This window comes from Sporacetigenium mesophilum DSM 16796, assembly GCF_059569055.1.
Genome location: NZ_JCANUR010000007.1, coordinates 106,488 through 123,831, shown reverse-complemented (window position 1 = coordinate 123,831; position 17,344 = coordinate 106,488). Strand labels below are relative to the sequence as shown.

Below are 17,344 nucleotides of genomic sequence, written 5' to 3'. Positions count from 1 at the left end.
TTATTTACCCCCTGTTAAAGTACTCTTCAGCTTCCTAAAAACACTTTCTTTGTCTAAATCTACTTTAATAGTAAGCAGCGTTATATTATCTCTTTCTCCACCTTTTTTGACCTCATCTACTAAATCATCACAATATTCTTGGATTACACTTGATGTTAAATTTTTACTTTTGAAAAACTTTTCTACCTTTTTCTCATCCATCTTATTATAAAAGCCATCACTACATACTATAAATGTACAACTACTCTCTATATTTCCCTTATTGAAGTAAATGTCTAGCTCTTCCTTAACTCCTACACATTGAACCAATACATTTTTTTTGATATTTGCCAATTCTGAAATTTTTCCTTGCTTTCTTAGCAACTCATAATAAGTATGGTCTTCTGTAAGTTTTTGAACCTTTTTATCTATTTTATATACTCTGCTATCCCCTATGTGCAATATATAATACTTTTGATCTATTATAAAAAGTACCGATACTGTTGTGCCTATTTTTGTATTATTTTGCTTAGAAAAGTTAATTATCTCATTATTAGATTTAATTATTATATTTTCTATAGACTTTTTAATTGTTCCTTCATCATAATAATTATTTATTATTTCTTTTAATTCGTTATGCCACCATTCATTGAAATATTTTATGACTCTACTACTAGCCACTTCTCCATATGATAATCCTCCTAATCCATCACATACAACAAATAATCCAAATTCATTTTCACCAAAACTTCCTACTTTACATAAAAAAGCATCTTGATTTACCTTTTTTACATTCCCTACATCAGTTTTAGCTCCTATATTAAGTTTTAGACTATTCATAATATACTCCTGAAGCCACTATTTTAAATATATACTGGCTATTTGCAAATGTAATAGTTGAATTATCTTTAATTTCATACATAGTCATAGGCTTTAATCTTATGTTATTTAAGTAAGTACCGTTTTTACTTTCTAAATCTACTAAATAAAATTTATCATCTTTTATAATAAATTTTGCATGTACCTTTCCAATAGCTCTATTAGCTATATCATAATCAACAGATTCTTTTAGCCTTCCTATGATAAATTCGCTTTTATTTATTTGTATTTTTTCTGCATTTTCATGCGATTTACCTACTAAATACCCTATTCGTGTATCTTGTTCCTCTTCTAACATTACAGTATCATAGTTATCATCATATGCATTTTCACTTACTATGTTTTTTTTATTAAAATTTGCTTTTCTTTTATCTAATTTTTTATCATCATTTTTAGAAAAAAGTAGGTTGCTAAATATTTTTTTAAATCCTTTTTTTTCCTTATGATTTTCTATATTCGCTCTTGGTATATGTTTAACAGGTTGGCTATTAACAGGTTGGCTATGACTACGTTGATTTGCACTTTCAATATTTATAGATTCGTTTATATATTTTTGATTATATTTATTATTTTCATTACATCCCTTTACAACTTTATCCTCTATACTATAACTTAAGAATTTTAAAAACTTATCTACATCTAGATAACTATCTCTTAACTCTTCTAATATTCCTTGAGTAAAGTTTTTCTCTCCAATTTTAATTTTAAGTCTATTAGTAATCCAATCTACTATTATCCATTTAAAATCATTTATTACATTATCAGTTATAGGCTTATTAGTAGGTACGTATGTCATATATATACTTTTATCTTTAGTATCTATGTATATTAAATCTCCATCTAAAGCAAAATTTGTTTCTGAAAAATAAATGAAATTTGAGCAGGATTTTATAGATTGGCAAATAGTTTTTAGTATACCTATAAACTCAGTTTCAGTTATCATATTATTTTGATACAAATATTCGTTTATACTTATTAAACCAGTTGTATTGTAATAAATATCCACATTGTTATTTTTAAATTTAAAGCTACAATTTAGAAATCCTATTTTATCATGTTGCTTAGATACTGCATTACATTGATTTTCATTAAACATAGATTCATTAAATGTTAATATGTTACACTTCTTTCCATGCTTTATATTATCTATGTCTATCTCTAATCCTTTAAATTCTTTTATCACGTTAAATCTCCTTTCTAGTAAAAATTTTTAAATTTTCTAGATAATTTTACCATTCAATTACAATATTAACAATATTAATAATATTGGTATTATATAATAAGTTTTTAATATTTTTAATATTACTAATATTGTCGAAGGAAATTTGTATACTTTTTCATTTCATTTGACTATAATTTTATTGGTATTATTTTCTAATCAATTTATTGAAAATTTAAATCTATATCAAGGGGGATATCAATGTTAAAAAGAAAGCGTGTTATAGCACTAGTAGCATCAGTTATGATATTTGGCGGCAGTGCATCTGATGGTATAAATCAGCTAAAAGTTTATGCAGAAGAAAATAAACCTGGTCAAACTGAAGAAATTATATCCACAGATCAGACTCAAGATCAATCTTTAATATCTATCGAGGGGGTAAATGTTACTCCAAATGATAAAGGTATATACTATACAAATTTAGATACTTTAGAATTCAAAGTTAATACTTCTTCAAATATATCTGTAGATAAAATTGAAATATCTGGGCAAAGCGACGAAACATTCAAGGCTATTACATCTCCTGACAATAACAAAATAACTTTTACTGTTACTAAGGAAAACACTAATCATATAACAACTATCACATTTAAAGATTCTAGTGGAACTGTTTTAGCTTCTAAAAATATTACTTTTCATCAGGATACAGAAGCTCCAAAAAATATAAGGGTTGTTGATAACGACGAAAATATTAGTTATAACGATAAAGTTAAAAATGAAATATATATTAAGCATGGTGCTCCAAATCATAAGTTACAGTTTGAAGCTGACGATGCAAAGATAAAAGAATATGAATATAAAATAGAAAAAGACGGGGTAATCGAGGAAGAAGGAAAAATAAGTTTAGATGGGAAAATAGATTTAAATTTTAATAATTCTGAAATCGAATCTGAAACAAAAGAAATTACAGTAACTGCTATTGACTCTTTTGATAAGAGAAGTGAATCTAAAACATATACAGTTATTAATTTAAATAAAGAAGATATAACTATCGTAGGAAATGTTACTCCTGTTAATGATGTATACTATACAAATTCAAATACTTTAGATTTTTATCTAAATGCATCTTCCCAAGATATAGACTTAGGTGAAATTTATGTATCTGGACAAAGTGAGGAAACATTTACTTGTGATAAAACTTCCGAAGATGGCAAAATCAAATTAACATTTAAAAACATTAAAAATAATGTTAGTCATAAATCCAATATAACGTTTAAAAATTCTGATGGTATTATTTTAGCACCTCCTAAAGATATTATTTTTCATAGAGATACTATATCGCCTACATCAACTGACTTATCTGTAGTTGGTTTAGCTAGTAATGAGAATCTAAAATTTGATAATACAGAAAAAGTACTATATTTAAATGGTTCTATTTCTGATTTTAAATTAGAATTTGATACTTCTGATGCTGACAATATCGATATTACAGGTAGTGGGTTTACTCATGAGATAGTTTCAAGTACTAATGGTAAATATATAATAAAAATAACTCCAAATCAAAATTCTCAAAATATAAAAAATACAGCTACAATTACCCTATCTGACTTAGCAGGTAATCAAACTATAAAAACATTCGATTTTTATAAAGATACTCCACCTCAAGTAAAGAATTTGTCTGCAATTGAGTTAGATGCTAATAAAACGAATATTAGAGATAAAGTACTCTATTTAAATAAATCTGTTTCTAATTTTAAATTAGAGCTTGATACCGATGATACTAATAAGATTGATATTACAGGTACTGGATTTACGCATAAGATAGTTTCAAGTAATAATGGCAAATATGCAATTGAGATAACTCCAAAGCAAGATTATGAAAATATAAAAAATACTATTACAGTTACACTCTCTGATATATATGGTAATACAACCCCAACTACATTTGATTTTTATAAAGATACTGAGATGCCACAAGTAAAAATTGATTCTCCAACTACAGTTTCTCAGAGTGGAGATATTCATTATATACAAAAGGATACTGACGCAATAGAATTAATATTAACGTTAACAGATGTAGCAAACTTTGAAGAATTTATAGAAAATAAAAATAATCTTATATCTAAAGATGGTGACTTTGAATATGACATAAATAAAATTCCTAATACTAATAATCAGTATGCTTTGTTGATAAAAAATATCAAAAATATGAATATATTAAATACAATTTCTTTTACTGGAATAAAGGATGAAAACAAAAATGAAATTCAGTTCTCATATACATTTTGTAAAGATACTAAATTACCAAAGAATATAAATTTAATTAATAATGACAAAATTAATCATAAAAAAGAGATTTCTTATATAGACGAAGCTACCGGCCAATCATCTGTTAGATATGGTTTATATCTTCAAAATAATACTCATTCTATTGATCTAGCTTTTGATGCAGAAGATGATAAAGAAACGACTGATAATAATTTAAAAAAGATAAAACATTATATAATACAGGAAGATGATAATGCTCCAGTAACATATGATGGTAAGATTACAATACCTTTTAATTCTTCTATAAAAGAAGAAATTAAAATAATTAAAGTTACTGCTGTAGACTTTAGTAATAATGAAAGTGAAACAAAAGTATATGAATTGCATAAAGATGATATATCACCAACAAATATAACTGTAACCCCGAAAGATTTTATTAGTTATCACGATAAAACTACTAACAAGTTATATGTAGAACGTAATTCAAACAAAGCTATCTTAAATTTTAGCGCTACTGATAATTCAGATATGATAAAACACTATAAAATAAATTATGGAGAAGGTATAAAAACAAGCACTGATGGTACAATAGAAATACCTTTTGATAATACTGATACATTAGCTACAAAAACAGTTACAGTTATTGCTGTAGACCATAGTAGCAATGAAAGTGAACCAGAAACATATTCTGTTATAAGAAATAATGAAGATTTGACAGTTGATAAAGCTAATTTAAGTTTTTATGATGCAACTATAGATGGTTGGAAAAACTTATCAGAACTTGTTTCTACATATTTATTATCTTTATCTGAAACTTTCCAATTTAAGTATTCTGAATGGTTTACTCTTCATAAGGTAACTAAGCAAACTGATACTGATGAACCTGTTTCTATACAAGAACTAAATATAATAGATGGTATTTCAACAGATTCAATACTCAAAGATGATTATAATTACTTCTATGAATATTATATCAAAGCCAAAAATAGTAATCTAACAAATACAATTTTTTACTATGATTCAAAACCACTAGATATAAGCTTAGAATCTGTAGAAGATGGTGGTATATATAGTAGTGCTAAAAAGGAATTAAAATTTGGTATTAATATAGAAGATACAGGTGTTAAAGAAGTTGATACAATAACTGCTATCATCTCACGCGAAGGAGCTTATACAAATAGCATTTCCCTAGATAAAAGTCATTTCCAATGGGATGAAAATTTAAAATCTTATAGGCTTTCTTCAGATTCAATCAAAGATTACAAATTAGAGGATGGAAAGTATACTATAGATATATCTGTTACTTCCAATTTCTCTAATAAAACAATTAACAATAAAAAATTTACTTTCTATATAGATTCAAAAGCTCCTGAAATAGATTTAAAGGATAATCTATTTGCAGATATACCAAAACAGCTTTCTGTAAATACTAGTAAGTCAAATCCAGGAGTAATTAATGTTTACGATAAGATACATGATACTATAGATAAAGCGACATTAGATACAGTAACTTTAAATATAACCCATAATGGAAAAGAAGTTTTAAATAAAACTAAATTAGCAAGTGAGTTAAATTTCGATTTACCTCTTTCTATGCAATCGGAAGGTATATATAAAATAGAAGTTACAGCAGTTGATACGGCTGGAAATACAGCAGAGCCTGTTACAAATTATATTACTATAGATACATCTAAACCAGTAGTAGACATAAAAGTAAGTAGCTTAGGTGTTGATACTAATAGTAATAATGATGTTAATAAAAAACATAAAAATGATTTTAATAGTGGTGCTTTAAATGTTGGTCATAAAAAGGTTGATAAAGTAACCCCTGTTATAACAATAAAAGATGTTACAACAACACCAGAGGACTTATCATTTGTTTTGAATGGAAAATCTATTGAATATGATACTAAACCACTTGTTTCTGGTTATGGTATGGAGGTAACTTTTAAAGAGCCTATATATATTGAGAATATATATGACTTATCTATATCTGTTGGAGATAAGGCTACAAGAAAAGATATATCTAATAAATCTTATATTATATCTAATATATCTGATAGAACTAAATTTACAAGTAATCTTAACTTTGCTATTGATAGAAGTGCTCCAGATATTAAATCTGTAAAAGCAGGAAACAAAACTATTTCTAAAGGAAGCAAAATATATTTAAATTCTAAAGATAGTAAAACAATTACAGCAGAGATTGAAGATAAATTAAGTGAATTAAAAGATTTAAATATACAGACAATAATAAAACCTTCTAACGGCTCCTCTTCTACATCTAGAGATAGTTATACATTTAATTCAGATGATAGTTATTCAGTAGTAATTACAGCTATTGATAAGGCTGGAAATGACTCTACTTTTGATTTTGATGTAATTGTAGATACAGGAATTCCTAAAATAACTATAGAAGGTATAAAAGATGGCCACTACTCTAACAAAGAAATTAAACCAAGTATAAGTATAGATGATGATACTGCTAAGCTAACTATGACTCTTAATGGCAAACCTTATACTACAGATACTGTTATAGAAAAAGAAGGTAAATACAACTTAGTAGTAAAAGCTGAAGATGACGCTGGTAATATTCAAGAAATAATTATATCATTTGTAGTAGATAAAACAAAACCTGTAATAACAATTACTGGTATAAAAAATAATCAAACATATACTGAAGGTAAAATAAAACCACTTATAAAGTGGGATGATCCTGAAGCCCTTTTAACTATACTTCTAAATAACTTAGACTACTCAGGTGAAATAATAGATAAAGATGGAGCCTATATCCTTTATGTAAAAGCTACTGATAAAGCCGGTAATATATCTGAAGAACAATTTAGATTTAAAGTTAATTTATCAAAACCTGAAATAGAAGTTTTAACCATAGAAAACAATAAAAAATATAATAGCCCTGTAACTTTAGATATTAAATTTATAGATGCTGTAAAGTATACAATCCTTGTTAATGGTAAAGAGTATAAAGTTGGTGATACTATAGTTGAACCAGGCTCTTATACACTTACTATTATAGCAGAGGACGAAGATGGAAATAAAAGCGAAGAAACAAGAACCTTCACTATAGACACAGCGGTAGATGCTGTTGCTTTCAAAAATGAAGAAAAAAGTGTTGAAACTGCTTCTAACTACAAAACAAAAGCTATAGCTGCTGTATCTACAGTATCTGCAGCCCTTATAGGAGCATTTGCATGGTTTGTAAGAAAAAAATAATATAGCAACATAAAGAAACTCCTTAATTCATATTCAATATGATTTAAGGAGTTTTTATTATTTTCTTCTACGTTTTTTCTTTGATATATCTTCACCGTAATAATAGTAGTTTGCATAACTCTTCTTATCTATTACCATTTTATTAAGAACAGCTCCAAGTATTTTAGCATTAACTTTATCTAAACGTTCTTTAGCTATTTTAGCCATTTCTATATCAACTTCTCCAGAAGCACATACCATTATTACTCCATCGCAATAACTAGATAACACAGCTGCATCAGTTACTATTCCAACTGGTGGAGTATCTAATATAATATAATCATAATTATCCTTGAAACTATTAACTAAATTTCTCATTTTATTAGAGCTTAGCATTTCAGATGGATTAGGTGGTATTTGACCAGATGCAACTATATCCAAATTTTCTATATCAGTTCTTTGAATACATTGATCAAAGGTTTTATAGCTTAAAATAACATCAGTCAAACCGTATATATTAGTAATTCCAAATTGTTTATGAATACTTGGTCTTCTTAAATCACAGTCTATTAATAAAATTTTCTTTCCTAAGTTTGCAAAAGATACTGCTAAATTACATGCTGTAGTACTTTTTCCTTCACCTTGCATTGAACTAGTTACAACTATAGTTTTTACATTTTTATCTATATTACTAAACTCTATACTAGTTCTTATACTTCTATAAGCTTCTGATATAGGCGACTTAGGATCTGAATGGGATATAATGTTTTTCACAAGTTACCTCCTGTATCTTTAATGTACTTGCGAATCAAAACTCATTAGCCGCACTTTCTTCGGCAACTGGCTAGCATAGTTACACTTATTATATAAGTATAACATTAGCTCCTATAGCTTTGCGTCTCTAAGTTTCCCTAGATTTGCCTTTATCGAATTTTAATTCTAATTTAAATTTTATCGCTTTTCTAACTTATTGTAAACAAAAATCGACTAATTTCCCTATATTCTCTCTGCTACCCTTAACTTTGCACTTCTTGATCTTGGATTTACTTCTATTTCTTCATCCGATGGAAGTATAGGTTTTCTACTTATAACTTTTAAAAGAGATTCTTTATCACATTGACATATAGGAAGTTCTGATGGGCATATACAATCAATAGCTAAATCCTTATATGCATTTTTAACTATTCTGTCTTCCAGCGAATGGAAAGTTATTATACATATTCTCCCACCAGGATTCATTATAGAAGTTGCATCCTCTATCATCTTGTTTATTATTCCAAGCTCGTTATTTACTTCTATCCTTATAGCTTGAAAAGTTCTCTTAGCTGGATGAGGCCCATCTATTCTAGCTTTTTTAGGTATAGCCTTTTTTATTACCTCAACAAGTTCACCAGTAGTTTCTATAGGTTTTTCATTTCTTTCTTGTACAATAAATTGAGCTATACGCTTAGCCCAGTTATCTTCACCGTAATCTCTTATTATTCTAGCAAGGTCTCTTTCATCATACTCATTTACAACTTCATATGCAGATAATGAACTTCTTATATCCATTCTCATATCAAGAGGAGCATCTTGCATATATGAAAATCCTCTTTCAGCTTCATCAAGTTGATGAGATGAAACTCCCAAATCTGCCAAAACACCATCTATTTTGTTAATACCTAACTTTTCTAATTCTTCTTTTAGATGAACAAAGTTTCTATGGACAAGTTTTACTCTATCAGAGTACTCACCAAGTCTTTCTTTTGCAGTATTTATAGCATTAATATCTTGATCAAAGCATACCAAAAGTCCATTAGGTCCAAGTTTTTTTACTATTTCCTTTGAGTGACCTGCACCACCTAAAGTACAATCCACATATACACCGTCTGGCTTTATATTTAAATTATCTATACATTCATTTAAAAGTACCGATACGTGATGAAATTCCATATTAACTCTCCTTATTTTTCATTTATGTCTTTATCTATTATGTTTTTAGATTTCTTAGTAAAATATACATGAATTATTAATGCAGCTATTATTCCAACTAAGCTTATAACCTGTGCCATTCTAAGCGGACCTAACATTAAACTGTCAGTTCTAAGTCCTTCTACAAAGAATCTACCTATTGAATAAGCTATTATATATAATACAGTAACTTCACCTTCATATTTTTTGTTTTTTCTAAATAACATTAAAAATGTAAATACTCCTACATTCCATATAGATTCATATAAAAATGTTGGATGAACTTTTTGACCATCTACAATTATGCCCCAAGGTAAATTTGTAGGACCACCATGAGCTTCTTTATTTAAAAAGTTTCCCCATCTACCTATAGCTTGTGCTAAAGGTATACCTAAAACTAATGTATCTGCCATTTTTAAGAAATTTAACTTTTTTATTCTACAATATATGTATCCAGCTAAAAATCCACCTATTAAGGCTCCGTGTATTGCCATTCCTCCACCTCTAAAATTAAGTATTTGAGATGGATTTGCTCCATAATAATCCCATTCAAAAATAACATAATACAATCTTGCACCTATTATCCCTGCTGGTATACCAACGAGAACTATATTAAGTATATCGTCTTCACTTATATTTAGTCTCTTTGCTTCTCTTAGACCTATAATAGTGGCTACTATCATACCTGTTGCCATTAATATTCCATACCACATTACGTCTATACCAAATATACTAAAAGCTATTCTGTCCATAAAGACACCTCCAAAATAAAAAACTAGACCTTAGTATTATAGCCTAGTTTTTATTATAACATTATAATTGTCCAATTTTCTATCTTATTAAACCATTTACTATGGCATCAGCTATTTTATCATAGCCAGATGGACCCATATTAATAAATATATCCATATCAGAAGAATCTAAGAAGAATCCTTCTACTAATACAGCCGGTGTGTTTGTTTGATTTAATACATACAATCCATTTTGTTGATTTGTTAAATATTCTCCGTACTTAACTCCTCTATTTTTAAATCCTAGGGCAGATATATTACTTGCTATATTTGATCCAATAGTTTTTGCATTGCCTTCACTTGAATAAAATACTTCAGTACCATTACCCTTGCCTATATTAAAATGTATAGATACAAATATATCAGATTTATTTAATTTAGCAATGTCAGTTCTTTGCTTTAGTGCATCTGTACTACTAGTTGCTGATTTAGGAAGAGTTTCTATTACATGATATCCCATACTTCTTAGCTTGTATATCACCTTCTCACCAACTATCTTAGTTAGATAATCTTCTTTATATACACCATATACTGCTCCAGTATTATACTTAACATTATGCCCTATATCAACAGCTATAGTAGGTTTATCATTTTCTCCAGGATTAGCTATAACTGGAGTAGCTATAGGTACTGGAAGTGGTCTTTGTCCAACTTCATTAGATAAATAAGTACTATATACATAAGCATAACTTTTATTATATTTTATTTTAGACCATCCATTACTTAATTTTTCAATAACTTCTACCTTGTCTCCATATACAAAAACCCCTAATACTATTCCAGAAGGATTATCTCTTATATTTAAAGTAGTTGAATTAACATACTTTACCTCAACCTTTTCACTATCTACAACGCTTCCAGAATCTGGAGTAGGACTAGGAGCTGTAGTTTGTGCCTTTAAATAATCTACACTTACATATCCATATCCACTTCCGTATTTTATCTTGCACCATCCATTGCTTAACTTTTCAACTACCTCTACTTCTTTGTCTTTAACTAAACTCCCTACAATACTACTACTAACCCCAGGACCTGATCTTACATTTAAGCTACTAGCAGTTACATTCATTTTTATAACTGTATCTGGTTGTGGTGTTGGAGCTGGCTCTTGAACAGGTGGCTTTGGTTCAGGTTGTGGTGTTGGTACTGAAGTTTGTGCCTTTAAATAATCTACACTTACATATCCATATCCACTTCCATATTTTATCTTACACCATCCATTACTTAGTTTTTCAACTACCTCTACTTCTTTCCCCTTAACTAAACTTCCTATAGCTTTATAACTAGTTCCAGCTCCTGCTCTTACATTTAAGCTATTAGCAGTTACATTCATTTTTATAACTGTACTAGGTTGTGGTACTGGTGTAGGTTCTTGAACCGGAGGCTTTGGTGTTGGTACTGGAGCTGGTACTGTAGTTTGTACCTTTAAATAATCTACACTTACATATCCATATCCACTTCCGTATTTTATCTTACACCATCCGTTACTTAGTTTTTCAACTACTTCTACTTCTTTTCCTTTTACTACGCTTCCTACAGTTTTATAAGTAGTCCCAGCTCCTGATCTTACGTTTAAGCTACTAGCAGTTACAATCATCTTTGTAACAGTGCTAGGATTAGTAGGTTGAGTAGGACTAGCATTATTTATTTCAGTTAAATATGTTTTAGATACATATCCTATTATATTGTTGTATTTTATTTTTGCCCAATCACCTGTATATTCTAATACTTCAACTATTGTCCCCTGCTTTATACCAGTTATCGATTTATATGTTGTACCTGGACCTGTTCTAAAATTAAGTGAACTTGCATTTACCTTTGCCATTTTTGATTCACCATGTACATCTGCATAGTTCATAGTTATACCAACTATACTTACTCCTATAGCTGATATTAGCTTTTTTCTATTCATCATAACCCCCTAGTTTTACCGTAATTTAACAATATATTATATATTATATATTAACCTTTGTTAAAAATTCTACTTAATATCCCTTTTTTCCTGTATTTTTCAGGTTCATTTATAGTTATTTCATCATTATTTAGCATATTTTCAGGATTACTGTAAAATATTTTCTTAGCTTTTCTTATTCCTATTTTCTTTTCAGCATAATAATAAGCATCTTTTATCAATGGTCTTCTTTTATCACTTCCATGAGCATCAGTGCCTACAAAATGAATCATATCATTTTCTAACAAGATATCACATAATTTCTTAATTTCTTTGCCATTTTTACCTACTATACTACTTGCATTGACCTGTATTAATGCACCTTCATTTATACAATCATAAACCAAATTTGGATTTTCAATTATATTCTTATATCTTTCAATATGAGCTAGTACCGGTACATACCCTTTTAATTTTAACTCATATATAATATCGGTTAAGTTATCTGGAAACTTTATAGGTGAAAACTCAATTAATATGTATCTACTGTTATTTAATGAATAAAAATCAAGTTCATCTAATCTACTTAATAAATCAGTAGTATAGTAAATTTCATTTCCTATATAAACTTCTAGATCTATATTATTTTCTTTTAATATTTCATTAATTTTTTCTACTCTATATCCTAATTCTTTCCCCATAATAAATTTAGAATCTGGATGATAATGAGAAGTACTTATGATCTTTTTTATGCCTTCTTCACTTGCTATCTTCGCCATATGTATAGATTCTTCTAGTGTTCTTGATCCATCATCTATCTCTGGAAGTATATGACAATGTACATCTATCATAAAGTGCCCCTTTCATAACTTTAATTGTATAAATTTTATATATTTTGTAATTTATTCTCGAATATTAATATAAGTAAATAATACCATATTTATAACAATAAAAAAATAAGAGGTTATAACTTAATAACCTCTTATTTCTTATTTAAATATTTTATTTTATTATTACTTTAGTATTTTTAGATACATTGTCATATATCCACTTTGCATTTTCTGTAGCAAGTCTTATACAACCTTTACTCAAAGAAGCTCCTAACCTACCATCTGTTATACGAGTTCCGGCCTTATTATATACTATAGAATGATACAAATAATTTCCTGATATTTGAGTAAACCACTTACATTGATATCCTTTGTCTTGACCAAAACTTCTTCCCCTAATACCTACTTCATATTCTCCAGTGATAGTTGGACTAGACGGTTTTCCTATAGTACACTTCCAAGTATTTATTCTCTTCCAGTTTCCTACACTACCTTGAAACACATATGTTTCTTTTTTCTGTAGTGATGTTACTACCATATATTTTGTATCACTTTTTATGTTATTTTCATTCACAAAAGCATCTATATTTGAATTGAATTTAGAGTAGTCTAGTCCACTTTGTAAATATCTACTATTGATATATCCTGTTATACCTTTATAAGTAACTAAACATTTATCACCTACTAAATCTTGTACAGCAATACTTGTACCTTTAGGTATAGTTACTTTTTTCCTTCCTGAAACTAAAGATATATTTCTATTAGCTTTTCTTGTCTCTAGTTTAGCTATTACTGTCATATCTTTGTAAGAGATATTTCCAGCTAAATCTTTAATAATTACTCTTGCCATAGTTCCTGCTTTTCTTTTAGTTTTTATACTTATATTGAAACGACCATTTTTATCTGTAATTCCTTTGTATTCATCTTTATCTATTTGTACTGTAACATTTATACCTGGCTCAGTTTTTCCACTTACCATTACATAGTTATCACTTATTGGATTTATTACCTCTATATTTGGTGGTGTCGTGTCTAAAGGTTCTGTATTTTCTGTTTCACTTATAACGTTTACAGGTGTTTCTATATTACTATCATCTACTCCAAATATTGTATTAACTTTTAAAGAAAAAATTATGGATATAGCCATAATAATTGCTAATGATTTTCTTTTTATCATATTTATCCCCCTAATACATATCATAATAACAATAAATTATATCTTTTATTTCATATACTATATTTATTCTATTAATTACCTTTAAATCCTTGATATAACTCGTCGCAATTATATTGTATAATTGACAAATAGTAACAAAAAAAATGGAGCCATAAGGCTCCATTTTTTATTTAATCTACTTTTGCCGGTGTTAATGTTGGAATTACTCCATCATCTTCATAAACTATACCATTTTCCCCTACCCAATAAGTTGGACCAGAAGTACCTGCGCCTGGTTCTTCTGGACTCGTAGGAAAGTCATAATTTACTTTAACTAAATGATATTTTTTCCCGTTGAATACTTCTGGAGTCTCAGTACGCCATGAAAATATATAGTCTTCTCTATTTCCAAAATACTTTGAAGCATATTGTTCCGCCATCTCAGGTGTAAACTCTTTTGCAACCTTAGAATCTTCACTTGTATTCTCAGTGGTATTTACAGCTTCCTGTTCTTTTGCTTTTTCTTCTAACTTACTTATAATTTCTTTAACATTTGCTTTTATAAAATTGCCCTCTATAACACTTACAAAATAATTAGTATTAACATCGTCATTCTTATTTGCTATATAAGAATCCATATCCTCTCTAGTTGATTTTTTTCCTTCATAAATATATTCACCTATCTTAAATTTTGTGCTTTCTTTATCATCTAACGTAATTTCTATTTCTAAATTACTATCTCTAGTTTTTAATTTTATTGTATTCTCAGTTGAATCTATAATATCTACTATATCAGCAGTATTTACAAACTCCAAATAACCATCTGGATCTAAATCTATGTACATAACTCCATGTTCTTCATCTTCAAGTGCCCATACACTTTCAACATCTTCTAAAGTCAATTTATTAGTGGTACAACCAGCAGTAAATAAATTTACTCCCATTAAAACTATACATAATACAAACAATAACTTTTTTCTCACTATATAATCCCCCAATTTATTATCTTATATATTTATTATTAATATATAGAACCATCTACTCCAATACTTACAATATCTCCAGTGTATTTATTCACACCATTTAAAACATCACCTGCTGGTTCATCAATTTCAGCAATATATGGTTCAAATATATAATAATTATTTCTTACATTTGCTGGAAGATAAGTAGGATTTGGCGCATATACATAGTACATTTCTCCTTTTCCATAATTAGTAATTTTGGCCATGGCTTCGTCTGCTGAAATCATTTTATTTTTTTCTATTTCAACATTACACTTTTCTTTTAACCCTTTTACTTCCTTATTATCTGGGTCTATTTTAGAAATATTATCTAACACAGCAATTGCAGCTTTATAATCTTTCTTTTTATATGATTCATTGTATGATTTCATAAGATTATCTATTTGTTTAGTTTTTAATTCGCCCAATCTAGCTTGTAATTTTTCGCTGTCATTTGAGTTCTTAAGTAAGTTCATAGCCTCTTCTATTTTTTCTTCACTTTCTAGTTTAGCTACTTCATTTAATAGCTTTTCTTCTTCTAAATCTTGTTTAGCTAGTTTAATAGCTTTTTTTATCTCTGGATCTTCTTTTATTTTCATGGCCTTTTCAAAAATTTCTATAGCTTCACTATATTTTTCTTCTTTTAAAAGACCATTTCCATTTTGAACTAATGTCTTAAACTCCTTTTCACTTGTATAAATTTCTAACCCCTTTTTAGCTCCAAATCCCACCGCTATAACACCTATTACAAGTGATATAACAATAACCTTTTTTGATTTCTTCATATTATCCCCCTTTAATTTGTTATATTTCCGACTATTTAATTTCTACATAAATGCCACAATCCCTTTGTTGCAATATGTCTAATAAAGTTCAAACGAAAAAAACTCATGAAATAGTTTACCTACTCCATGAGTTTCATATAATTATTTAGGTTGTACTATAGACATAACAGCAAATTCTTCATTGAAGTGTTCCTTAAGTCTATTTTCTACTTCTTCAAACTTTACAGCTTTTAATTCTTCTAAATAATCTATTAAATTTATTTCCTTAAACTTATAAGATATAAAGTTATTAGCTATAAACTCAACAGAATCAAAATACTTTAAAAAGTTTCCTATTTTCTTTTTCTTTATTCTGTCAAAGTCTTCTATCTTTAAACCTTCTTTTTTGTACTTTTCTATATACTCAGTTATAGTATTTCTAACCTTCTGTGGATCTTTTGATTCTCCACCTATTAAAGTATGAGCATAATCTATTTGAGAAGTATATCCAGCACCGAAATTTTCATTTATAGTACCATCTAAATACATCTTTTCATACAATTCACTACCTCTTTTAAACAACATATCTAAAAGTATTTCAGTAGCTAATTCTTTTCTAAGTAATTCTTTGCCTTTAAGCCCTACATTCATATCCTTATATCCTATATTAAACATAGGTATAGATATTGGGAAATGTGCAACTATTTCTTTTTGATTTATCTTCTTTGGCTCTTCTGGATAAAATCTTTTTATTTCATGTGTCATTTTTTCAGCGCCATTTTTCACAGTTTTTCTCACAACATCCATAACTTTGTCGTATTCTAAATCTCCGACTACAAATAACACCATATTTCCCGGGTGATAAAATGTATTATAGCATTTATATAGCTCTTCATGGGTTATTTTGTAGATACTTTCTACTGTTCCTGCTATATCTATTCTAACTGGATAATTTACGTACATAGCTTTTAATGTATTAAAGTATACATTCCAGTCAGGATCATCGTCGTACATATTTATTTCCTGTGCTATTATACCCTTTTCCTTTTCAACATTTTCTTCTGTGAAATAAGGTGTTTGAACATAATCTATTAAATGTTCTAGTGATTCATAAAAGTTTTGCGTAGCAGAAAATAAATAAGCAGTTGCTGTAAAGTTAGTAAATGCATTTGCGCTAGCTCCAAGTTCACTAAATCTATCAAAGGCATTTCCTCCACCAGGCTGTTCAAACATTTTATGTTCTAAAAAGTGGGCAATACCTTCGTTAACCCTAAATTTTTCATTTTCGCCAATTGGCACAAACTCAAGCTCATTTGACCCATAGTTAGTTGCAAACATAGCATACTTTTTAGTAAATCCTTTTTTAGGCATGAAGTAAACATCAAGGCCATTATCTAATTTTTCATAATATACTTCTTCTTTAAGTATATCGTTTACTATCTTCTCCATATATTACCCTC

Annotated in this window: 12 protein-coding genes and 1 riboswitch; of the genes, 1 reads left to right on the top strand and 11 read right to left on the bottom strand. The window is 28.3% G+C overall.

Annotation, left to right across the window (positions count from 1 at the left end):
* Complete coding sequence (locus tag BS62_RS07925; protein WP_496490725.1) at positions 1-819, bottom strand: PP2C family protein-serine/threonine phosphatase; 819 nt, start codon at positions 817-819, stop codon at positions 1-3.
* Complete coding sequence (locus tag BS62_RS07920; protein ID WP_496490724.1) at positions 812-2,041, bottom strand: DUF6382 and FHA domain-containing protein; 1,230 nt, start codon at positions 2,039-2,041, stop codon at positions 812-814. The genes BS62_RS07925 and BS62_RS07920 overlap by 8 nt, the downstream gene beginning before the upstream one ends.
* 237 nt (positions 2,042-2,278) lie before the next feature.
* Between BS62_RS07920 and BS62_RS07915 the strand changes: the two genes are divergently transcribed.
* Positions 2,279-7,519, top strand: coding sequence for a hypothetical protein (locus BS62_RS07915; protein WP_496490723.1), 5,241 nt, complete (start codon positions 2,279-2,281; stop codon positions 7,517-7,519).
* A gap of 57 nt (positions 7,520-7,576) precedes the next feature.
* Here the strand turns inward: BS62_RS07915 and BS62_RS07910 are convergent, their stop codons facing one another.
* From BS62_RS07910 to yfmH, 9 genes are all read right to left on the bottom strand, one after another.
* On the bottom strand, positions 7,577-8,272 hold the full coding sequence (locus BS62_RS07910; RefSeq protein WP_496490722.1) for a CpsD/CapB family tyrosine-protein kinase: 696 nt from the start codon (positions 8,270-8,272) through the stop codon (positions 7,577-7,579).
* A gap of 58 nt (positions 8,273-8,330) precedes the next feature.
* Positions 8,331-8,430, bottom strand: a riboswitch (cyclic di-GMP riboswitch).
* A gap of 64 nt (positions 8,431-8,494) precedes the next feature.
* Complete coding sequence (gene rsmH / locus BS62_RS07905; protein ID WP_496490721.1) at positions 8,495-9,430, bottom strand: 16S rRNA (cytosine(1402)-N(4))-methyltransferase RsmH; 936 nt, start codon at positions 9,428-9,430, stop codon at positions 8,495-8,497.
* A gap of 11 nt (positions 9,431-9,441) precedes the next feature.
* Positions 9,442-10,200, bottom strand: coding sequence for a prolipoprotein diacylglyceryl transferase (lgt, locus tag BS62_RS07900; RefSeq protein WP_496490720.1), 759 nt, complete (start codon positions 10,198-10,200; stop codon positions 9,442-9,444).
* A 79-nt stretch (positions 10,201-10,279) separates the two neighbouring features.
* Complete coding sequence (locus BS62_RS07895) at positions 10,280-12,154, bottom strand: N-acetylmuramoyl-L-alanine amidase (protein WP_496490719.1); 1,875 nt, start codon at positions 12,152-12,154, stop codon at positions 10,280-10,282.
* A 47-nt stretch (positions 12,155-12,201) separates the two neighbouring features.
* Positions 12,202-12,981, bottom strand: a complete 780-nt coding sequence (locus tag BS62_RS07890; RefSeq protein ID WP_496490718.1) for a tyrosine-protein phosphatase — start codon at positions 12,979-12,981, stop codon at positions 12,202-12,204.
* Positions 12,982-13,132: 151 nt separating this feature from the next.
* Positions 13,133-14,137 (bottom strand): L,D-transpeptidase family protein, encoded by a 1,005-nt coding sequence (locus tag BS62_RS07885; protein WP_496490717.1) that lies wholly within the window; start codon positions 14,135-14,137, stop codon positions 13,133-13,135.
* A gap of 170 nt (positions 14,138-14,307) precedes the next feature.
* Complete coding sequence (locus BS62_RS07880; RefSeq protein WP_496490716.1) at positions 14,308-15,099, bottom strand: hypothetical protein; 792 nt, start codon at positions 15,097-15,099, stop codon at positions 14,308-14,310.
* Positions 15,100-15,137: 38 nt separating this feature from the next.
* Positions 15,138-15,905 carry a tetratricopeptide repeat protein gene (locus BS62_RS07875; RefSeq protein WP_496490715.1) on the bottom strand — a complete coding sequence of 256 codons (768 nt, stop codon included), beginning with the start codon at positions 15,903-15,905 and terminating at the stop codon, positions 15,138-15,140.
* A 141-nt stretch (positions 15,906-16,046) separates the two neighbouring features.
* Positions 16,047-17,333: an EF-P 5-aminopentanol modification-associated protein YfmH gene (yfmH, locus tag BS62_RS07870; protein WP_496490714.1), complete on the bottom strand. Its 1,287-nt coding sequence runs from the start codon at positions 17,331-17,333 to the stop codon at positions 16,047-16,049.
* Positions 17,334-17,344: the final 11 nt, after the last annotated feature.